Raw genomic sequence first — 19,330 nt, 5'->3', positions numbered from 1 at the left:
AAGCAGCGGAAACCGAACAGACCGGCATGCATGCCGAACAAGAGACCGACCTACCCGAGCTCTTGCAGCGGGTGCACATGATCGGCATCGGCGGGGCCGGAATGTCCGGTATCGCCCGGATTCTGCTCTCGCGCGGGGGCATGGTGTCCGGCTCGGACGCCAAGGAGAGTCGCGGCGTGCTGGCCCTGCGGGCGCGTGGCGCACAGGTGCGCATCGGCCATGACGAGAGCGCGCTGGATCTGCTGCCCGGTGGGCCGACGGCCGTGGTCACCACCTATGCCGCCATCCCCAAGACCAATCCCGAACTGGTCGCGGCGCATGAGCGCGGCGTGCCGGTGCTGCTGCGCCCGGCCGTGCTGGCCTCGCTCATGCAGGGGCATAAGACCCTGCTGGTCTCGGGCACGCACGGCAAAACCTCCACCACTTCGATGCTGGTGGTCGCCTTGCAGCACTGTGGTTTCGACCCGTCCTTCGCGGTCGGCGGCGAGCTCAATGAGGCGGGCACCAATGCCCATCACGGCACCGGCGGCATTTTCGTGGCCGAGGCCGACGAGAGCGACGGCTCGCTGCTGCAGTACGCGCCGGATGTCGCGGTGGTGACCAATATCGAATCGGATCACCTGGACTACTTCGGGACCGATGAGGCGTACGTGCAGGTCTTCGATGATTTCGTGGACCGCTTGCAGCCGGGTGGCCGCCTGGTGGTGTGCCTGGACGATGCGGGCTCGCGCGGGCTGGCCGAACGTTCGGCGGCCCGGCTGGCCGGAGATCCGCGCGGTATCGAGGTGATCGGTTACGGCTCGGGCGAGTTCGCCGTGGACGGTGTGACCTTCGGCGCGCGCATGGAGTCCTGGGAGCCGCGCGATGTCGGCGGCGTCGCGGTCTTCCAACTGTCCGATGAGCCCGCCGCGCGCACCATCCGCCTGTCGGTGCCGGGCCGCCACATGGCGCTGAACGCACTGGGCGCGCTGCTGGCCGCCCGCGCCGCCGGGGCCGATATGGGCGAAATCATCCAGGGCCTGGAGGGTTTCGGCGGTGTGCACCGGCGCTTCCAGCTCACCGGCCGGGAGAACGGCGTGCGGGTCTTCGACGACTACGCCCACCATCCGACCGAGGTGCGCGCGGTGCTCAGCGCCGCCGCCGAACTGGTGGCCCAGGAGGCCCGCGACGGGGCGCGCTCGCGCCCGGGCCGGGTCATTGTGGTCTTCCAGCCGCATTTGTACAGCCGCACCGCCACTTTCGCGACCGAGTTCGGCACTGCCCTGTCCCTCGCGGACGAGGTCGTCGTGCTCGATGTGTACGGCGCGCGCGAGGAGCCGCTGCCCGGCGTGAACGGCGCGCTGGTGGCCAATTCGGTCACCAAACCCGTGCACTACCAGCCGGATATGTCGCGGGTGGGCCGTCAGGTGGCCTCGCTCGCCCGGCCGGGTGACGTCGTGATCACCATGGGCGCGGGCGATGTGACCATGCTCGGCAGCCAGATTCTCGACGGGCTGCGGGCACGACCCTCGCACGGGCGGTGAGCGCGCATGGGCTCGGGTGGGGGAGCGGACGACAGGGCTGACGACCATGCGGTCGACGACTGGGACGAGGACGACTGGGACGACGGGGATTCCGCCGGTCCTGAACACGGCGTTCCGGAGTCGGCCGCGGCCCGCCGCGCGCGGCTGCGACGCGGCAGTGGCCGCCGGGATTCGCGTCTGGCGACGGCCTGGCAATCGCGCCGGGTCCGGATCGGCGTGGTAGCGGGCTTCGTGCTGGTGGTGGCGCTGGGCCTGGTGGCCTGGTTCTCCCCGGTGCTCTCGGTGCGTTCGGTGCGGATCGACGGCCTGGCCGCCGTTCCGGAGCAGCAGGTTCTCGACGCCCTGCAGGTGCCCGACGGGTTGTCCATGATGCGCCTGGACACCACCGAGATGGCGCAACGCGTCGCCCATCTGCCCAAGGTCAAATCGGTGCGGGTGCAGCGGTCCTTCCCCTCCAGCGTCAAGGTGACGGTGGAGGAGCGTTCCGCCGTGCTGTACTTCGACAGTCCGGAGGGGACCCACCTGCTCGATTGCGACAGCGTGGAATTCGCGATCGAGCCGCCCGGGCCGCTGGCCCCGAAATTGGTGACCGATCACCCGTCGGGTGCGGACCCGGTGACCCGGGCCGCGGTGGCCGTCATGGCGTCCGTACCACCCGGTCTGCTCGATCAGGTGGGACAGGTTGTGGCCCGCTCGGTTTCGGATATTGCCCTGGAGTTGCGCAACGGCAGTACTGTCTTGTGGGGCGGGTCGAATGATTCGCAACGGAAGGCGGCGGTGGTGCTGCCCTTACTTACCCAGCCCGGCAAGGTGTTCGACATTTCGAGTCCGAATCTGGTCACTGTAAAGTGAGCGATAACCATTGGGCCACCGAAATTTTCGGTGGCTTGCCGGAATGTCACCATCGGGGCGGCAGTGTGCACGTCATGTTGGCTCCGGAGGGCAACCGTCCACGATACGATGCCCAGGTGGGTTGGACGAGGTGAATCAACCAAGATTCTGGTACTCGTTTCGGCGCGCCTGCGCCCGTAACGCGGTGGCTGCGAATACCGTTCCGCACCAGTCGGATACTTGACATAACGCTGAACCTATGGTTGAGGGTTTATCGGACCGAGACCAATATGTTCCGGCATACGCCGAGCATCCGAAGACGACGAAGCTGTTCTAGATCGAAGGAAGGCGAGCGCCCATGACGCCCCCGCACAACTACCTTGCTGTGATCAAGGTCGTCGGTATCGGCGGCGGCGGCGTGAACGCCGTCAACCGAATGATCGAACAGGGCCTCAAGGGTGTCGAGTTCATTGCGGTGAACACCGACGCCCAGGCGCTGCTCATGAGTGATGCGGACGTCAAGCTCGACGTCGGCCGCGAACTCACCCGAGGCCTCGGGGCCGGTGCCGATCCGGAGGTCGGCCGCAAGGCCGCCGAGGACCACAAGGACGAGATCGAAGAGGTGCTCAAGGGCGCCGATATGGTCTTCGTGACCGCGGGCGAGGGCGGCGGCACCGGCACCGGTGGTGCACCGGTCGTCGCGCAAATCGCTCGCAAACTCGGCGCGCTCACCATCGGTGTTGTGACGCGGCCCTTCTCGTTCGAGGGCAAGCGCCGCAGCAACCAGGCCGAGGCCGGCATTCAAGCGCTGCGCGAATCCTGCGACACCCTGATCGTCATCCCCAATGACCGGCTGCTGCAGCTGGGCGATGCGGCCGTCAGCCTGATGGACGCCTTCCGCTCCGCGGATGAGGTGCTGCTCAATGGTGTTCAGGGCATTACCGACCTGATCACCACCCCGGGCCTGATCAATGTCGACTTCGCCGACGTCAAGAGCGTCATGTCCGGTGCGGGCTCGGCCCTCATGGGCATCGGCTCCGCGCGCGGTGAAGGCCGGTCCGTGAAAGCCGCGGAGTCGGCGATCAATTCGCCGCTGCTGGAGGCATCGATGGATGGCGCGCACGGCGTGCTGCTCTCGATCGCGGGTGGTTCCGATCTCGGCCTGTTCGAGATCAACGAGGCCGCCTCACTGGTCCAGGAGGCCGCGCACATCGAGGCGAACATCATCTTCGGTACGGTCATCGACGATTCGCTCGGCGACGAGGTTCGAGTCACGGTGATCGCAGCGGGTTTTGACGGCAGCGGTCCAGCGCGCCGTATCGAACCGGCCGTCGGCCGCACCAGCACTACCGCCTCCACCTCGTCCTTCAGCACGGCTCGCGCCAGTGCCGGGGAAGTGAGCCGCACCCCGGATTACACCCCCGCCCGCGCGGCCGAACCGGTTCCCCCGCCCCGCACCGAACCCGCGCAGGCTCCGGTGTCGCAGGCCCCGATCTCCTCCGGTCGCGGCCCGGCGCCGTCCTATGACTCCCCGCGTCGCACCGTCGATCCGACGGTCGAGCACAATTCCCGCACCCACATCCAGCCCCCGGACGCCGACGACGACGATGTCGACGTTCCCTCCTTCATGCGGCGCTGACCGACTGCGCCCCTAGGGTGTTCGATCCGAATGCGCCCGCCCCGATTCCGGGGCGGGCGCATTCGCGTATCCACCGCGGACCGTGGCGGTGCCGGATCGCGCCGCAGCGGCCGATCGAGTCCGGTCTCGGGGCGGGTTAGCGGGGAGGTGGCCAGTACGCTCGAAGACATGACTTCTGCGGCACAGGCTTTTCGGACCAGGCGGGTCGTGACCTCGCGTGCGGGTGGCTACTCGCAGGCTCCGTACGACTCGTTCAATCTCGGCGATCACGTCGGGGATGATCCGGAGGCGGTGCGGCGCAATCGGGTTCGGCTCGCGGAGAATATCGGGCTGACGCCGGAGCGGCTCGTCTGGATGGAACAGATCCACGGGCGCAATGTGGAGATCGTGGACGGGCCGCGCAGCGAGCCGATACCCGCGACCGATGCGCTGGTGACGACGCAGCGCGATCTGGCGCTGGTGGTGCTCAGCGCCGACTGTGTGCCGATCCTGCTGTCCGATGACGAGGCCGGTGTCATCGCGGCCGTGCACGCCGGGCGCATCGGGGCGCGGATCGGCATCGTGCCGAAGGTCCTGGAAGCCATGATCTCCGTGGGCGCGAAGCCGGAACGCATCGGCGCGTTCCTCGGACCGGCGGCCAGCGGTCGCCAGTACGAGGTGCCCGCCGCCATGCGCGCCGATGTCGAGGCGCATCTGCCGGGCAGCGCGACCACGACCGTCAGGGGAACCCCCGGTCTGGACCTGCGCGCGGGCATCCGGCGGCAGCTGGAGGCGGCGGGTGTGCCCGCCGTGGCGATGGACCCGCGGTGCACCATCGAGGACAAGGCCCTGTTCAGTCACCGCCGCGGCGCGCCGACGGGCCGACTCGCCGGTGTGATTTGGATGTCATCGAAGGGGATCGCAGAATGACCGAAAGTGCTGCCGCCGCAAAAGCTTCCGAAGAGGCGCGCGTCACTGTATCGGGCGAGCGCGCCGTGGAGCTCGCCGGCGCGCTGAAGGCCCTGATCGAGCGCATCGACGCAGCGTGCCGGGCTGCGGGGCGCGATCCGGGTGCGGTCCGGCTGCTGCCGGTGACCAAGTTCTTCCCGGCCTCGGATATCGAGATCCTCTATGGACTCGGCCGCCGCGAGTTCGGTGAATCCCGTGAGCAGGAGGCCGCGGCCAAAGTGGCGCAGCTGGGACACCTGTCCCATATGCGTTGGGAATTCATCGGCCGCTTGCAGCGGAACAAGGTGAAATCGGTCGCACGCTGGGCGGATACGGTCTATTCGGTCGACAGCGACCGGCTGGCAACAACTCTTGACGACGGGACGAGAGCGGCCCTCGAGGCGGGCGAGCGCGACACCCCCTTGCGGGTCCTGCTTCAGGTCTCCCTCGACGCCGATCCGGCCCGCGGCGGCGTCCGCGACGCGACGCTCACGGCCCTTGCCGATCAGGTGGCCCGCTCCGAATCGTTGCAGCTCGCGGGCCTGATGGCGATCCCGCCGCTGGACGTCGAACCCGACGTCGCATTCGAGCGCCTGGCCCGCATCCACGCGTCCCTGTTGACGGAACATCCCGAGGCCAGAGAGCTGTCCGCGGGCATGTCAAGTGACTTGGAGGCAGCGATCCGCCATGGATCCACGTGCGTGCGTGTCGGTACCGCTTTGATGGGCGCGCGACCGATAACCTCGGCGTAGCAAAGAAACCTCATCAGTCACATATGAAACATATGCTTGGTGGCGGACGAGGAACTGAGCAGTACAACACCCCCAGGCCACCGGGGCCGAAGGAAGGTCGACCAGATGAGCACGCTGCATAAGTTCAAGGCGTACTTCGGGATGGTTCCGCTCGACGATTACGAAGACGACTACGTCGACGATCGCGGGCCGGTTGGAGCACCCCGGAGCACGGTCGATGAACGTGCCCCGCGTCGTCCCCGGTCCTACGCCGATCGCGAGTACGACCGGGACCGCTACGGCGACGAACGGTACGACGATGAGCCGGCTTACGGCGAGCCCGCCTACAAGGCTCCCTACAAGCCTGCCTACAGCGCATCTCGCCGCGACGAATACGCGGACGAGTACGCCGACGACCGTGATCGTGACCGCGAGCGCGACCGCTACGAAGCGCCGCGCCGCCCCACCCGCATCGAGACCGCACCGTCCAGCCGCTCCCGGACCATGCCCGGCGGCAGCGCATCCATGGTGCGCGGCACCACGCGTGGCGCCCTCGCGGTGGATCCGGAGGCGGAGCGGCGCATGGAAGAGTTGCGGATGGAGGAGCGTCGGATCGAGCCGCCGGCGCCGCGCCGTTCCGCGATCTTCGAGGACGGAGGCCCCATGTCCAAGATCACGACGCTGCGTCCGCGCACATATGCCGAGGCCGCCATCGTCGGTGAGCGGTTCCGGGACGGCACTCCGGTGATCATGGACCTGGTCGAGATGAGCAATTCCGATGCCCGCCGCCTGGTGGACTTCGCCGCGGGATTGGCCTTCGCACTGCGTGGTTCGTTCGACAAGGTCGCGACCAAGGTCTTCCTGCTCTCGCCCGCGGATGTGGACGTTTCCGCCGAGGAGCGCCGCCGGATCGCCGAAAACGGCTTCTACAACCAGAAGTAAGCGCCAGAAGTAAAGGGCTGCAAACAAACAGCAGCCATCAACGGGGGTTGAGAACGAGGGCAGTCGTTCACCTCACTGGCGCAGGACGGCCCAGGCCGGGAGCGTCGCGGTGAGAGTGTGCTGTGTTCGAACCAAAGTTACTGTCGGGGGAGTCCAATCTGCCCGGTTTGCCGAGCGTTTCGCCCGGTTCGACCGGGCTTTCCGCCCTCCTAGGGGCGTCACCGAGACCGGCCCGGCCGCGGCGAACCGCGCTGTGAGCGGCGCGATTCCGGTTCTTATTTTGCAAGCCATCGAATCTGAGGCAGAGTGATCGGCGTGGCCTTGTTCCAGGTGTTGAACCTACTGCTGTTCCTCTTCTGGCTGCTGCTGATCAGCCGCGTCATCGTCGAGTTCATTCGCAGCTTCGCACGGGACTGGCGGCCGACCGGCTTCGTCGTGATCATCTTGGAGGTCATCTTCACGATCACGGACCCGCCGGTGAAACTTCTGAGGCGTTTGATACCCCCAGTGAATCTTGGGGGAATTCGACTCGATCTGTCGATAATGGTCCTGCTTTTCATCGTCTTCATCTTGATGACGATCACGGGCCAGCACGGGCAGTCGATAGCTCAGGTGTGACAGAATGGCCGCAAGAAGAAAGCTTGCCCAGATCTACCGCTAGATCTCACAACGAAGCGTGAAGGGATCGTTCCATGCCGCTGACCCCAGCCGATGTGCACAACGTCGCGTTCAGCAAACCACCGATCGGGAAGCGCGGCTACAACGAGGATGAAGTCGACGCCTTCCTCGACCTGGTCGAGCAGGAGCTCTCACGTCTCATCGAGGAAAACGCTGATCTTCGCCAGCGCGTTGCCGAACTGGACGCGGAACTGGCTGACGCCAAGAAGAATCGTGGCCCCGTCCAAGCCGTGAAGGCCGCACCGCCGGCCCCGGAGCCCATCAAGCAGCAGGCTCCGCCGCCGCCCATGCCGGTCCCCGCACCGATGCCGGTCAAGGCCGAAGCCCCGAGCGCGGACGCGAATCTGCAGGCCGCCAAGGTGCTCTCGCTGGCGCAGGAGATGGCCGACCGCCTGACCTCCGACGCGAAGACCGAAGCCGAGCAGCTGCTGGCCAATGCTAGAGCCAACTCGGAGCGACTGGTCGGCGACGCGCGGACGCGTTCCGAAGCGATGATCGCCGATGCCCGTCAGAAGGCCGAAGCCATGCTGTCGGATGCGCAGACTCGTTCGGATTCGCAACTGCGCCAGGCCAAGGAGAAGGCCGACGCCCTGCAGGCCGATGCCGAGCGCAAGCACACCGAGATCATGGCCACCATCACCCAGCAGCGCAGCGTGCTGGAGAGCCGGATCGAACAGCTCAAGACCTTCGAGCGCGAATACCGCGTGCGGCTGAAGTCCTACCTGGAATCGCAGCTGGAGGAGCTGGAGAACCGTGGTTCCGCGGTCCCCGTCGATGGCGGCGAGTTCAACGAGAACGCCTCGGGCAACGGCGCACTCCTCAAGGGCGGCAAGTAAACTCGTTACTACGGCCATTGGCGCTGCGTGGGTCCGGGCCCTGCTTGAAGAAGAGCACAGTCGGGCCGCGCGCCGCCGCCACCGTTCGGCATCCGGTAGCCACCGCTATCGACACAGCACGAGGGGTTGGTACTCATGCTCGTGGTAACGCTTGTGCTCGCGGCCGTCGGATTCGGTCTGCTGGTGACCGCACTGACCACCGGTTCGGTGATCTGGGCGTGGGGTTGCATCATCGTCTGCGTTGCGGGTGCGGTGTTGCTCCTCGTCAGTGCGCTGTCGCTGCGACAGGATGACGGCGAGGCGCAGCAGTTCCGGCCCGGGGGTCGGCACTCCCGACATTGATACCCCGGGTGGGGTGCGGATTAAACCGCTGGACTCATCCGGTTAGAATCGAAGTAGTTTTTCGGCGTTGATCCGGCTATCACCGGGGAGTCTTCGGAAGAACAGCGGCTCACCGGCCGCTCAGTAGAACCGAACGGGTGAGCCCGTCACAGCTCACAACGAGAGGTTCGGTCGCTGAGGCATTCTCGCCGCAGCCGCCGGGCAAGCGGGGTGGTACCGCGGTTTCGACGCACAGCGTCGGCATCGTCCCCGTGCCTACTACGGCACGAGGAGAACTCAGCGGTCATGTCCTCACCCAACGCCTACCCGCGCACCGATCTCGGTGCGACCAGTGGCCAGGTGTCGTTCCCCGAGCTGGAGAAGCGGGTACTCGACTACTGGGCCGCTGACGACACCTTCCGTGCGAGCATCGAGAACCGTTCCGATGCAGAGGAATTCGTCTTCTACGACGGTCCCCCCTTCGCCAATGGATTGCCGCACTACGGACATCTGCTCACGGGATATGTCAAGGATTTGATCCCGCGTTTTCAGACCATGCGCGGGAAGAAGGTCGAACGGCGATTCGGCTGGGATACGCACGGACTGCCCGCGGAAATCGAAGCGGAGAAGCAGCTCGGTATCACGGACAAATCACAGATCGATGCCATGGGTCTCGCGGAATTCAATGCCGCGTGCAAATCTTCGGTCTTGCGGTATACGCATGAGTGGCGTGAGTATGTGACCCGTCAGGCACGCTGGGTCGACTTCGACAACGACTACAAAACCCTCGACATCGACTTCATGGAGTCGGTCATGTGGGCGTTCAAGTCGCTGTATGACAAAGGCCTGATCTACCAAGGCTTCCGGGTGCTGCCCTACAGCTGGTACGAGCAGACGCCACTGTCGAATCAGGAGGCGCGCCTGGACGACGCCTACCGGATGCGCCAGGATCCCGCGGTCACCGTGGACATGGTGTTGCAGGTTCCGGCCGAGCATCCCCTCGCCGCGCTGGACGGCGCGAACGCCGTCATCTGGACCACCACGCCATGGACGCTGCCGTCCAACCTCGCGATCGCCGTCCACCCGGACGTCACCTACGCCCATGTCGAGGGCAAGGACGGCAAGCGCTACCTGCTTGCCGCCGAGCGCGTCTCGCACTATTCGCGTGAACTCGGCGATGAGCCGACCGTGCTGTCCGAGCACGCGGGTGCGGCCCTCGCGGATCTGCGCTACCTACCGCCGTTCGACTTCTTCCTCGGCCACCCCAACGCGCACCGCGTGCTGAACGCCGACTACGTGACCACCGACTCGGGTACCGGCATCGTGCATCTCGCGCCCGCGTTCGGTGAAGAGGATATGGATGTCGCGACGGCGCACGGCATCGAGATCGTGCAGCCCTTGGATCCGGGCGGCAAGTTCACCTCGATGGTGCCGACGTACGAGGGCCTCATGGTCTTCGACGCCAACCCCGTCATCATCAAGGATCTCAAGCAGGCCGGAAAGCTGCTGCGGCACGAGACCATCGAGCACTCCTACCCGCACAGCTGGCGGTCCGGTCAGCCGCTGATCTATATGGCGGTGCCGTCCTGGTTCGTGGCGGTCACCAAGTTCCGCGATCGTGCGATGGAGCTCAATAAGGAGATCAGCTGGACTCCGGAGCACATCCGCGACGGCCAGTTCGGCAAGTGGCTGGAGAACGCGCGCGACTGGAACATCAGCCGCAACCGCTACTGGGGTGCGCCCATCCCGGTGTGGATCTCCGATGATCCGGCCTACCCGCGCGTGGATGTGTACGGCTCGCTCGACGCGCTCGAGCGCGACTTCGGCGTGCGGCCGACCGATCTGCACCGCCCGCTGATCGATGAGCTGGTGCGCCCGAATCCCGATGACCCGACCGGGAAGTCGATGATGCGGCGCACCCCCGAGGTGCTCGACTGCTGGTTCGAGTCCGGGTCCATGCCGTACGCGCAGGTGCACTACCCGTTCGAGAATAAGGAATGGTTCGAGGGCACCCCGGAGAAAGCTGCCCACAGCCCTGGCGATTTCATCGTCGAGTACAACGGTCAGACCAAGGGCTGGTTCTACAACCTGCACGTGCTCTCGACCGCGCTGTTCGACCGCCCGGCGTTCAAGTCCGTTGTGGCGCACGGCATCGTGCTCGGCGACGACGGCATGAAGATGTCCAAGTCCAAGGGCAACTACCCGAACGTCAATGAGGTCTTCGACCGCGACGGCTCCGACGCCATGCGCTGGTTCCTCATGGCGTCCCCGGTGCTGCGCGGCGGCAACCTGATCGTCACCGAACGCGGCATCCGCGAAGGCGTCAGTCATGCGCTGCGCCCGCTGTGGAACGCGTGGACCTTCTTGCAGCTCTACGCATCCCAGCCGGGCACCTGGCGCACCGACTCGCAGCATGTCCTGGATCGCTACATCCTGGCCAAGCTGGCCGAGACCCGTCAGGTCATGACCGATGCGCTCGAGGTCTACGACATCGCCACCGCCTGCGAGGAACTCCGCTCCTTCGCGGACGCGCTGACGAATTGGTATGTGCGCCGGTCGCGTTCGCGCTTCTGGGAAGAGGATCGCGACGCCATCGACACCCTGCACACCGTGCTCGAGGTGACGACCCGGCTCGCCGCACCGCTGCTGCCGCTCGTGACCGAGGTCATCTGGCGGGGGCTCACCGGCGAGCGTTCGGTGCACCTCACCGATTGGCCCGCCGCGTCCGACCTGCCCCGGGATCCGGAACTGGTCTCGGCCATGGACGAGGTCCGCACCGCGTGCTCGACCGTGCTGAGCCTGCGCAAGGCCCAGAATCTCCGTGTGCGCCTGCCGCTCTCGGAGGTCACTGTCGCCGCGTCGGACGCGGAACGCCTGCGCCCCTTCGTCGATCTGATCGCCGATGAGGTCAATGTCAAGAAGGTCGACCTCACCACCGATGTGGCCGCCCACGGCCGCTTCGAACTCGTGGTGAACGCCCGCGCGGCGGGTCCCCGCCTCGGCAAGTCGGTGCAGACGGTCATCAAGGCGGTCAAGGCCGGTGAGTGGAGCGAATCCGCCGACGGCACCGTCACCGCCGCGGGCATCGCGCTTCTCCCCGAGGAGTACACCCAGCGCCTGGTGGCCGCCGAGCCCGAATCCACCGCCGCCCTGCCGGGCAATAGCGGTCTGGTCGTGCTCAATTCGGTGGTCACCGAGGAACTGGAGGCCGAGGGCTGGGCCCGCGACCTCATCCGCGACCTCCAGGAGACCCGCAAGAACCTGGGCCTGGAAGTCTCCGACCGCATCACCGTGGTGCTCGAGGTTCCGGCCGACCGGGAAGCCTGGGCCCAGACCCACCGCGACCTGATCGCCGGTGAAATCCTCGCCACCACGCTGACTTTCGGTGCGGCGGGCGCGGATGCCGCCGACCTCGTCGGTGGTGTGAAGGCCTCGGTCACCAAGGCCTGATCGAACAAGCAGTAGCAGGGGCGGGGCCGAAAACGGCCCCGCCCCTTCGCTTTACCTCTCGGCTCTGCGGTGAGAAGCGGGCGCGTTACCCGCTTGCCAGCCGTTCGATCAGTCGGTCGCGCGCTCCGGGCCACTCTCCGGCGAGCATGGAGTAGAGCACCGTGTCCCGTGAACTGCCATCCGGGCGGATGCGATGTGCGCGCATGACGCCCTCGCGCAGCGCGCCGAGTCGCTCGATGGCGCGCTGCGACCGCAGGTTGCGGATATCGGTGTGCCAGGAAACCCGTTGCGCGCCGAGGGTTTCGAAGGCGTGGCGGAGCAGGAGCAGCTTCGACTCGGTATTGATGGCGGTGCGCTGGAAGTCCGCGCCGATCCAGGTGTGGCCGATGGCCAGGATCCGGTGTTGTTCGGAGATCTCGTAGTACGACGTCATCCCCGCGACTCGGCCGGACTTCACATCGATCTGCGCCCAGGTCCGCCGGGCCGGATCCGCGAGCGCAGCCGCGACCAGCTGCTCCATCGCGGGCAGATCGGCGGGTTGGTCGACGCTCAGCCAAGTCCAGATCCCGGGATCGGCTCCGGCCTCGAACAGGCCCTTCGTGTGCTCGGACGTCAGCGGTTCCAGGCGCACGTGCTCGCCGGTCAGTGTCGGGTGGATGTTCCAGTTGCTCACACCCTCGAACCTAGGGCGAGAAGTGGATGGGTTGAATAGCCAATTGTGTGGCATTTTCGGAGACCACTTAGGGGGAGTGACGTGGATCTCCGAACACGCCAGGGCTGTCCACCTTGTGAAGGATGTTGCTGATGAGATAGAACAGCAATCACATAGTTAACGCGGGTCGCATGAGTTGCATTTGCTAGTTCCACGGCGTCATAGATCCGAGGGGCGAGTTCATGAAGCGAAAACTGCTACAACGGTTCGGGTCGTTCATTGCCGCCACGATCGCTTTGGTTTCATTCAGCTCACTCTGGGCTAACTCTGCTCATGCCGACTCCGGCTCGGCCTCGGGTTCGGCGTCGGGAAGCGGGAGTGGTTCGGCCTCCGGTAGTGCCAGTGGGTCGGCGCAGTTGCCGCTGGCGAGCCCGCGCGCCATGGCGGCACTCGGGGTGGCCTCCACTCAGATCGGGAAGCCCTATCGGTGGGGCGGCGTCGGACCGGATGCCTGGGATTGTTCGGGGTTGGTGCAGTGGTCATTTCGCAGTGTCGGAATCGATATGCCGCGTACCACTTGGCAACAGGCCGACGCCGGGTTGGAAGTGCCTTTCGGCGCAATGCAACCCGGCGACGTGGTGGTCCTCAATGGTGATGCCTCGCATGTGGGCATCTATGCGGGCGGCGGGCAGATCCTCAATGCGTATGACTGGGGAGTGCCGGTGGGGCTGAGCCCACTGTCGCAGTTCGAGATCTACGACATCCGCCGGTTCTTCTGATCTACTCCACGACCAGTTCCACGGGGATATTGCCCCGGGTGGCGTTCGAATAGGGGCAAACCTGGTGGGTGGCCTCGATGAGAGCCGTACCGGACTCATTGTGCAGGTGCTCGGGGAGTTCGACGCGCAGCACGACCGAGAGGCCGAAACCGCCGCCCTCCAAGGCATTCAGGCCGACCTCGGCCGTGACCGACGCCTCTTCGGCATCGAGCTTCATGCGCTTGGAGACCAGCTGCAGGGCGCTGGCGAAGCAGGCGGAGTAGCCCGCGGCGAAGAGCTGCTCCGGATTGGTGCCATTGCCGTCGCCGCCCAGTTCCTTCTGGCGGGCCAGCTTCAGGTCGAGCACGCCGTCATCGGTGTAGGAACGGCCGTCGCGGCCGACCGAGGTTGCCACTGCGGTGTAGAGGGGTGCCATGTTGTCCTCCTAGACAGACTTGTCTGTTCACTTGCGATCCAGAGTAGACAGATCTGTCTGCTATCGTCAAGGGGTGAGTGCAGCCCGCGAACGACTCCTGGAGACCGCCACCCGGCTGTTCTATGCCGAGGGCATCCACACCGTGGGCATCGACCGCATCATCGCCGAGGCCGGAATCGCGAAGGCGACCTTCTACCGGCACTTCAAGACGAAGGAAGAACTGGTCGTCGCGTACCTGGTACGCGAGTACGACCGGCAGCGCGGCGTATTGGAAGCCGTGCCGGGCACCGGGACCGACTCGATCGTCACCATCTTCGAGAAGCTCGGTGAGCTCAGCTGTGGCCCGGGCTTCCGGGGGTGCCCGTTCCTGAACGCGGCCGTGGAGTTCCCGAATCCGGAGCATGCCGTGCGCAAGGTGGTGGACGACTACCGCGCCTGGTTCCGCGATCTCATGGCCGACAAGCTCCACGCGGCCGGTCATGCCGACACCGAGCAGATGTCCCGCGCGCTGCTGCTGACCCGCGATGGCGTGACCATCAGCGGCGGGGTCGGCGATCCCGAGACGGTCACGGCCGGTATTCAGGCCGCGCTGGCGCGTCTGGACAAATGACTCGGCGCACGCGAATTCACGTGCGCCGCAGTCATATCGGGAGCGATCAGACGCCGACCGTTTCCTCGATTTCCTCTTCCGTCTTCTCCTCGATCGCGGCCGGGGTCTCATGCAGTGCGTGTCGCGGTTCCAGTGTGGCCCGGCGCATTTCGGCGATCGCGGCAACGATCATGAGCACGATGCCCGCGGCGAACCACAGCACCAGGCTGACCAACCGGCCACTGAGACCATTGCTGTCGAAGTAGAGCAGGCTGCGCGCGCCCTCCACGAATCCCGCACCGTTCCAGAACGAATGGAGCGCACCGAAGAAGTCGTTCTGCAGCCATGGGGTGTAGACACCGCCGGAGCTGGTGAAGTTGAGCATGACGAACAGCACCATCATGGCGAGCGTGGTCCAGCGCTTCAGGAAGGTGTGCAGGCCGATGCCGATGGCCAGAATGCCCGCGGAGTACAGCCAGGACATGGCCCAGATCGCCGCATTGTCGTGATCGACCACGTGGAAGACCGGGCCGGACAGGGCCAGGCCGATCAGGCTCACGGCCAGTGAGGTGACCAGGCCGATGAGGGCGCGAATGCGCATGGACAGTCCCGCGCCCGCCGCGCCGATGGCCGCCACGCTGGCGTAGGAGCCGATGCTCAGGGTGACCAGCAGGAAGAAGATGCCTTGCGCGGTGGGGTCGCCGGAGCTGGGGGTGGTGATGTCGGTGACGGTCAACGGCACGCCCTGCTGCATGGTGACGCGCTGGAAGACCGATTCGGCGGCCATGGCGGTGGTGTCGGAACCTGCGGTGGCGACGAGCAATTCGGGATGCTGGGCATCGGGGATGAACGCGGCGGCCAGATCGCGCGTGCGCAGCTGGGCGATGGCGTCGTCGCGGCCGGGCACGGTGATGATGTCGAAGGCGTCGCCGCCCTTGTCCTTGAGCGTCTGCGCGAGCACCTTGACCTGCGGCGCGTCGCCGACCACGGCCAGGGCCAGGTGATTGGGCTCGGGCTGGTGGAACGCCCCGAGGTAGGCCAAACCCATGCCGAGGCACATGAGCAGCGGGGTCAGCAGGTGGGTGGCTACGTGCCGGATCTGATGCGAGACCATGAATTCTCTCCGCAAGGTTGGTAAATGCAACTATATGAGGTTGTAGTCTACAACTATGGAGATCGATCCCGCATTCCCCGGTCGCGCCGATGCGATCCAGGTCATACAGCGTGAGCTCACCGCGTTCGCCCGGCGGGCGCGCGGGCGGGCCGCCGAACTGCATCCGGAGCTGTCGCTGGTGGCGTCGAGCGTGCTCGATCTGGTGATCGAGCGGGACGGGTGCCTGGCGGCGGATCTGGCGGGGCATTTCCATCTCGACAAGTCGACCGTGAGCAGGCAGGTCGCGGCGTTGGAGAAGTTGGGCTACCTGGAACGCGAGGTCGATCCGGCCAATCGGCGCAATCACGTGCTGCGGGCGACGCCGGAGGGTCGCAAGGTGGCCGAGGCGGCCTCGCGTAGCCGGGCCGAGGCATTCACCGAGCGCTTCCAGGATTGGGATGATTCGGACGTCGCGCAGCTCGCGAGGTATCTGGTCCGGTACAACACCGCCGACGAATAGTTGATGTGTAAACGAAACTAATTGGAGTTCAATCGATTTCGATCTGTCTCAGACCGTGTACTGGCTAGACTGAATCGTCTCGCTGGTCGGGGCGGGACCTTGCCCGTGAAGGGGACATTATGTCCGAGCGGTCGAAAGCTTCCATCCGGTCGAGAGGTCGCGGCCGCCTGGCCGGACTCGGTGGCGCGCTACTACTGGTGATGGCCGTCGCGACAGCCTGCGGCACGTCCAATGACTCCAAGAACACGCTCACGACCACCTCGCTCACCCCGGGCAGCGGCGCGAGCACCACCAACTCCTCGCCCGGGACAGTGTCCAAACCCGGGACCCTCGAAGGCTTCTCCTCACCCGAGAGCGTGCTGTTCACCAGCGACCGCTGGTTCGTCTCCAATGTCGGCCCGAAGGTGGAACCGACGGCCAAGGACGGCGACGGCTTCCTGACCGAGCTGAACTCGGTGGGAACGCTCACCGCGCGCAAGGCCATGCCACGCGCCGGGGATCCGCCGCTGAATGCGCCGAAGGGTATGGCGCACACCGATAATCGGGTCTTCGTGGCCGATATCGATCGGGTCGTCGGGTATGACATCGACACGCACGGGCAGGTATTCGAGGCCCCGCTCGGCGGTGACGAGCCCGCGCTGCTCAATGACATGGCATTGCTGGATCCGCGCACGCTGCTGGTGAGCGACACCATGCGCGGGATCGTGTACCGGCTGGACCTGGAGACCAAGAAGTTCGAGCCGCTGGCCAGCGGGATTCCGGGCGCGAATGGCGTCGCCGTGGATTCGGGCGGGAAGATCGCCTATGTGGTCGGCACGGGGGCCGATTTCAGTGGCGGGGATCTGTGGAAGCTCGATCTCAGCCAGAATCCGGTGGTGCCGCAGCGGATCGGCACACTGCACGGGGTGTTCGATGGGCTCGCCATCCTGTCGAACGGCAATCTCGTGATCTCGGACTGGATTTCATCGCAGGGCACGAACCCGGGCACCGTGACCGTCTATCGCCCGGACGGGTCCGAGGTCGCGAAGGTGACCTTGCCCGACAATCTGCACGGGCCTGCGGATTTCACGGTCGATCCGGCCGGGCGCAATCTGTGGATCCCCGCCCTACCGGACAATCGGGTGGTCATCGTGCCGCTGCCGTCGGGGACGACCGGCACCTCCGTATCGCTCACGGCCCCATCGACTCCGGCGAGTGTGACGGTCACTTCGCCTGCCGTGCCGTCGATTACAACTCCAGGCCCCTCGCCAGCACCGGCCACGACGCCCTGAGCGCATCCTCCCAATAACCCCAGGAGTGCGTTCCGGCCTGATTGATATCGAAGGTCGCGGGAATCTCCAACTGCTGCAACTTCGTCTGGAGATTCCGGGCGCACCAGTCGCTGGCCGCCTCCAGGATGCCGCCGACCAGCAGTTGCTGCATGATGCCGCCGTCCGCCGGGCCGAGGCTGCGCACATCGGTGGCATTGTCGTGGCGTCCGGGCAAGCCGCTGCCATTGGAGACGTACAGGTCCAGGCCGCGCAGGGCGTCGGCGTGCACGTACGGGTCGTTGCTGGTCCACTCCGGATCATCGGTCGGGCCATACATATTGGCCGGATTGCCGCCGCCGACCGACACCACCAGCTCGGCGAATTTGCGCCCGATCGGATCACTGATCTGGGCGCAGCCGCTGTAGGCGGCCACCGCGCGGTACAGCCCCGGCTTGGCGATGGGCAGCTGCAGGACCGAGGTGCCGGACATGGACATGCCCGCGATGGCGCGAACGCCATTGGTGCCCAGGGCTCCGTCGATGAGCGGGGGCAGCTCCTCGGTGAGGAAGGTCTTCCACTTGATCACGCCGAGCCTGGGATCGGCTGCGCGCCAATCGGTGTAGTAGGTGAAGGCCCCGCCGATCGGCATCACCACATTCACGTTCTTATCGGCGAAGAACTGATCGGCATTGGTATTGCGCTTCCAGTTCGCCGTATCCTGGCCGCCCCCAGCGCCATTGAGCAGGTACAGCACCGGGCGCGGCGCGCTGGCATCGGCGGGACGCTGGACGTCCACCTCGTATTCCGCGCCCATGGCCTCCGAGCGCACATGCAGGGTGAGATTGCGCGAGTCGTGGATCTCGAAGGCGGTGATGGCCGAACCGTCCTCGGAAACCGGTGTGTCCGAAAGGGTTGCGGTGCTGGTGATGGGGTCGGGTGGGGCGGCCGTGGCCGGTCCCGCCATGGTCAGAGCGGTCATCGAACCGATGAAGGAACACGCCGTCGCCGCGAGCGCCGTCGCCCGCTTGCCAACTCCACGTAGCAAAACCCAAACCTCTGAACGAGCCAGTGCTTCCGGACGGATGATCGTCGCAAACCGCCCATATGTTTCGGGTCTCGACGATACCGACGCAAGCGTGGTCGTGGTGGGCCGTGGCGTGTATGCGCCCGCTTACTCCGCGGCGAGCTGGCGCAGGAGCGGCCCGTACTCGGGATGGGTGAGCGCGGAGGCGAATTGGGCGACCAGGTAGTCGGCCGGATTGCCGGTGTCGAACCAGCGGCCCTGAATCACCTGGCCGTACACGGGATTCGAGGCGGCGAAGATATTGATGGCATCGGTCAGGTAGACCTCGCCGGTGCGGTGGGTGTACCAATCGTCCACCTGGCGGCGCAGTTCGGCGATGATGCCGGGCGTGACCACATAGCCGCCGATGGCCGCGAACGACGACGGGGCGTCGGCGGGCTTGGGCTTCTCCTTCAGGCCACTGATGCGCATGAGGCCGCCGCCCTCGGACTGCTCGACCACCGGCACGCCGTAGCGCTGGGATTCGGACGGGTCCATGGGCATGAGCGCCAGGACCGGCGCGTCGGTCTTCGCATACGCGTCGATGAGTTGCTGGGCGCGCGGCACCTCGGCGACGAACACGTCGTCGGGCCAGAGCACCAGCATGGGTTCATCGCCCAGATTGCGGGCGGCATTGAGGACGGGCGTGCCATTGCCGTACGGGCCGTGCTGGTCGAGGTAGTTGATATGGCCGCGGCGGCTGAGCTCGCCGACCTCCTCGACGGCATCGGCGTAGGCCGACTTGCCGTCGGCGCGCAGCTGCGCGACCAGGGCCGGGTTGGGGCGGAAGTGATCCTGGATCAACGATTTTCCGCCGCTCACCACAATGGTGATATCGGTGATGCCGGACGCCACCAGCTCCCGAACGGTGTGCTCGATGACCGGCTTGTCACCTACCGGGAGCATCTCCTTCGGAATCGCCTTGGTCAGCGGCAGCAGGCGGGAGCCGATGCCTGCGGCGGGGATCACGGCCTTGCGAATCGTCATGAACCGATCATCACACACGGGGCTGGGCCTACCTGTCGGTAGCCGCGCGTAGATTCCCCGGTGTGAACTCTGCCCCCGACTCCGCTGCCGCGGGTATTGCGCCT

The 19,330-nt window shown here is 66.0% G+C and carries 19 protein-coding genes; 14 read left to right on the top strand and 5 right to left on the bottom strand.

From position 1 onward, the window contains the following. Window positions 1-26: 26 nt before the first annotated feature. The 10 genes from murC to ileS all read left to right on the top strand — a co-directional run bounded on the left by murC (window position 27) and on the right by ileS (window position 11,878). Window positions 27-1,523 (top strand): UDP-N-acetylmuramate--L-alanine ligase, encoded by a 1,497-nt coding sequence (murC, locus tag AB0N05_RS31610; protein WP_364700900.1) that lies wholly within the window; start codon window positions 27-29, stop codon window positions 1,521-1,523. A 6-nt stretch (window positions 1,524-1,529) separates the two neighbouring features. Then, window positions 1,530-2,375, top strand: a complete 846-nt coding sequence (locus AB0N05_RS31605) for an FtsQ-type POTRA domain-containing protein (protein ID WP_364700629.1) — start codon at window positions 1,530-1,532, stop codon at window positions 2,373-2,375. A 337-nt stretch (window positions 2,376-2,712) separates the two neighbouring features. Further along, window positions 2,713-3,993, top strand: a complete 1,281-nt coding sequence (gene ftsZ, locus AB0N05_RS31600) for a cell division protein FtsZ (protein WP_364700627.1) — start codon at window positions 2,713-2,715, stop codon at window positions 3,991-3,993. A 168-nt stretch (window positions 3,994-4,161) separates the two neighbouring features. Further along, window positions 4,162-4,902: a peptidoglycan editing factor PgeF gene (pgeF, locus tag AB0N05_RS31595; RefSeq protein ID WP_364700625.1), complete on the top strand. Its 741-nt coding sequence runs from the start codon at window positions 4,162-4,164 to the stop codon at window positions 4,900-4,902. Continuing rightward, window positions 4,872-5,672, top strand: coding sequence for a YggS family pyridoxal phosphate-dependent enzyme (locus tag AB0N05_RS31590; protein WP_364700623.1), 801 nt, complete (start codon window positions 4,872-4,874; stop codon window positions 5,670-5,672). The genes pgeF and AB0N05_RS31590 overlap by 31 nt, the downstream gene beginning before the upstream one ends. Window positions 5,673-5,777: 105 nt before the next feature. Further along, window positions 5,778-6,593, top strand: a complete 816-nt coding sequence (gene sepF / locus AB0N05_RS31585; RefSeq protein WP_364700621.1) for a cell division protein SepF — start codon at window positions 5,778-5,780, stop codon at window positions 6,591-6,593. Between the two features lie 315 nt (window positions 6,594-6,908). Next, on the top strand, window positions 6,909-7,211 hold the full coding sequence (locus AB0N05_RS31580; RefSeq protein WP_364700619.1) for a YggT family protein: 303 nt from the start codon (window positions 6,909-6,911) through the stop codon (window positions 7,209-7,211). 74 nt (window positions 7,212-7,285) lie between these two features. Then, entirely contained in the window at window positions 7,286-8,107 is an 822-nt protein-coding gene (locus AB0N05_RS31575; RefSeq protein WP_364700616.1) for a DivIVA domain-containing protein, read from the top strand. A 135-nt stretch (window positions 8,108-8,242) separates the two neighbouring features. Continuing rightward, window positions 8,243-8,449, top strand: coding sequence for a hypothetical protein (locus AB0N05_RS31570; protein WP_364700614.1), 207 nt, complete (start codon window positions 8,243-8,245; stop codon window positions 8,447-8,449). Window positions 8,450-8,734: 285 nt separating this feature from the next. Next, on the top strand, window positions 8,735-11,878 hold the full coding sequence (gene ileS / locus AB0N05_RS31565) for an isoleucine--tRNA ligase (protein ID WP_364700612.1): 3,144 nt from the start codon (window positions 8,735-8,737) through the stop codon (window positions 11,876-11,878). Window positions 11,879-11,963: 85 nt separating this feature from the next. On the opposite strand, the gene AB0N05_RS31560 is transcribed toward ileS, so the two are convergent. Next, complete coding sequence (locus tag AB0N05_RS31560) at window positions 11,964-12,551, bottom strand: GNAT family protein (protein WP_364700610.1); 588 nt, start codon at window positions 12,549-12,551, stop codon at window positions 11,964-11,966. Between the two features lie 221 nt (window positions 12,552-12,772). Here AB0N05_RS31560 and AB0N05_RS31555 point away from each other — a divergent pair, with 221 nt between their 5' ends. After that, window positions 12,773-13,309 (top strand): NlpC/P60 family protein, encoded by a 537-nt coding sequence (locus AB0N05_RS31555; protein WP_364700608.1) that lies wholly within the window; start codon window positions 12,773-12,775, stop codon window positions 13,307-13,309. A 1-nt stretch (window position 13,310) separates the two neighbouring features. On the opposite strand, the gene AB0N05_RS31550 is transcribed toward AB0N05_RS31555, so the two are convergent. Continuing rightward, window positions 13,311-13,724, bottom strand: coding sequence for an organic hydroperoxide resistance protein (locus AB0N05_RS31550; protein ID WP_364700606.1), 414 nt, complete (start codon window positions 13,722-13,724; stop codon window positions 13,311-13,313). Window positions 13,725-13,797: 73 nt separating this feature from the next. Between AB0N05_RS31550 and AB0N05_RS31545 the strand changes: the two genes are divergently transcribed. Continuing rightward, window positions 13,798-14,334, top strand: coding sequence for a TetR/AcrR family transcriptional regulator (locus AB0N05_RS31545; RefSeq protein ID WP_364700604.1), 537 nt, complete (start codon window positions 13,798-13,800; stop codon window positions 14,332-14,334). Window positions 14,335-14,380: 46 nt separating this feature from the next. Here AB0N05_RS31545 and AB0N05_RS31540 read toward each other — a convergent pair whose 3' ends face one another. Further along, window positions 14,381-15,427 carry a hypothetical protein gene (locus tag AB0N05_RS31540; protein ID WP_364700602.1) on the bottom strand — a complete coding sequence of 349 codons (1,047 nt, stop codon included), beginning with the start codon at window positions 15,425-15,427 and terminating at the stop codon, window positions 14,381-14,383. A gap of 55 nt (window positions 15,428-15,482) precedes the next feature. On the opposite strand from AB0N05_RS31540, the gene AB0N05_RS31535 reads away from it, so the two are divergent. After that, the gene (locus AB0N05_RS31535; RefSeq protein WP_364700600.1) at window positions 15,483-15,926 is read left to right on the top strand and encodes a MarR family transcriptional regulator; all 444 of its coding nucleotides are present in this window, start codon (window positions 15,483-15,485) and stop codon (window positions 15,924-15,926) included. Between the two features lie 119 nt (window positions 15,927-16,045). Further along, entirely contained in the window at window positions 16,046-17,197 is a 1,152-nt protein-coding gene (locus AB0N05_RS31530; protein ID WP_364700598.1) for an SMP-30/gluconolactonase/LRE family protein, read from the top strand. Here the strand turns inward: AB0N05_RS31530 and AB0N05_RS31525 are convergent. Beyond that, the gene (locus AB0N05_RS31525) at window positions 17,154-18,155 is read right to left on the bottom strand and encodes an alpha/beta hydrolase family protein (RefSeq protein ID WP_364700596.1); all 1,002 of its coding nucleotides are present in this window, start codon (window positions 18,153-18,155) and stop codon (window positions 17,154-17,156) included. The two genes, AB0N05_RS31530 and AB0N05_RS31525, sit on opposite strands and share 44 nt — an antisense overlap. Before the next feature lie 192 nt (window positions 18,156-18,347). Next, window positions 18,348-19,226 carry a UTP--glucose-1-phosphate uridylyltransferase gene (locus AB0N05_RS31520; protein WP_364700594.1) on the bottom strand — a complete coding sequence of 293 codons (879 nt, stop codon included), beginning with the start codon at window positions 19,224-19,226 and terminating at the stop codon, window positions 18,348-18,350. Between the last annotated feature and the right edge of the window lie 104 nt (window positions 19,227-19,330).

Origin of the sequence: Nocardia sp. NPDC051030 (assembly GCF_040683015.1) — a bacterium.
In the GTDB taxonomy this organism is placed as follows: domain Bacteria; phylum Actinomycetota; class Actinomycetes; order Mycobacteriales; family Mycobacteriaceae; genus Nocardia.
The sequence above is the reverse complement of the archived record's forward strand: the minus strand, read 5'-3'. Positions and strand labels throughout refer to the sequence as shown.

What these genes read in the sequence shown, in the direction of transcription:
- AB0N05_RS31525 (WP_364700596.1), bottom strand. Translation starts at nt 18,155, where the DNA reads ATGACCGCTCTGACCATGGCGGGACCGGCCACGGCCGCCCCACCCGAC.
- AB0N05_RS31520 (WP_364700594.1), bottom strand. Translation starts at nt 19,226, where the DNA reads ATGACGATTCGCAAGGCCGTGATCCCCGCCGCAGGCATCGGCTCCCGC.
- ftsZ (WP_364700627.1), top strand. Translation starts at nt 2,713, where the DNA reads ATGACGCCCCCGCACAACTACCTTGCTGTGATCAAGGTCGTCGGTATC.
- AB0N05_RS31535 (WP_364700600.1), top strand. Translation starts at nt 15,483, where the DNA reads ATGGAGATCGATCCCGCATTCCCCGGTCGCGCCGATGCGATCCAGGTC.
- murC (WP_364700900.1), top strand. Translation starts at nt 27, where the DNA reads ATGCATGCCGAACAAGAGACCGACCTACCCGAGCTCTTGCAGCGGGTG.
- AB0N05_RS31555 (WP_364700608.1), top strand. Translation starts at nt 12,773, where the DNA reads ATGAAGCGAAAACTGCTACAACGGTTCGGGTCGTTCATTGCCGCCACG.
- AB0N05_RS31570 (WP_364700614.1), top strand. Translation starts at nt 8,243, where the DNA reads ATGCTCGTGGTAACGCTTGTGCTCGCGGCCGTCGGATTCGGTCTGCTG.
- AB0N05_RS31550 (WP_364700606.1), bottom strand. Translation starts at nt 13,724, where the DNA reads ATGGCACCCCTCTACACCGCAGTGGCAACCTCGGTCGGCCGCGACGGC.
- AB0N05_RS31575 (WP_364700616.1), top strand. Translation starts at nt 7,286, where the DNA reads ATGCCGCTGACCCCAGCCGATGTGCACAACGTCGCGTTCAGCAAACCA.
- AB0N05_RS31605 (WP_364700629.1), top strand. Translation starts at nt 1,530, where the DNA reads ATGGGCTCGGGTGGGGGAGCGGACGACAGGGCTGACGACCATGCGGTC.
- AB0N05_RS31540 (WP_364700602.1), bottom strand. Translation starts at nt 15,427, where the DNA reads ATGGTCTCGCATCAGATCCGGCACGTAGCCACCCACCTGCTGACCCCG.
- pgeF (WP_364700625.1), top strand. Translation starts at nt 4,162, where the DNA reads ATGACTTCTGCGGCACAGGCTTTTCGGACCAGGCGGGTCGTGACCTCG.
- AB0N05_RS31530 (WP_364700598.1), top strand. Translation starts at nt 16,046, where the DNA reads ATGTCCGAGCGGTCGAAAGCTTCCATCCGGTCGAGAGGTCGCGGCCGC.
- sepF (WP_364700621.1), top strand. Translation starts at nt 5,778, where the DNA reads ATGAGCACGCTGCATAAGTTCAAGGCGTACTTCGGGATGGTTCCGCTC.
- ileS (WP_364700612.1), top strand. Translation starts at nt 8,735, where the DNA reads ATGTCCTCACCCAACGCCTACCCGCGCACCGATCTCGGTGCGACCAGT.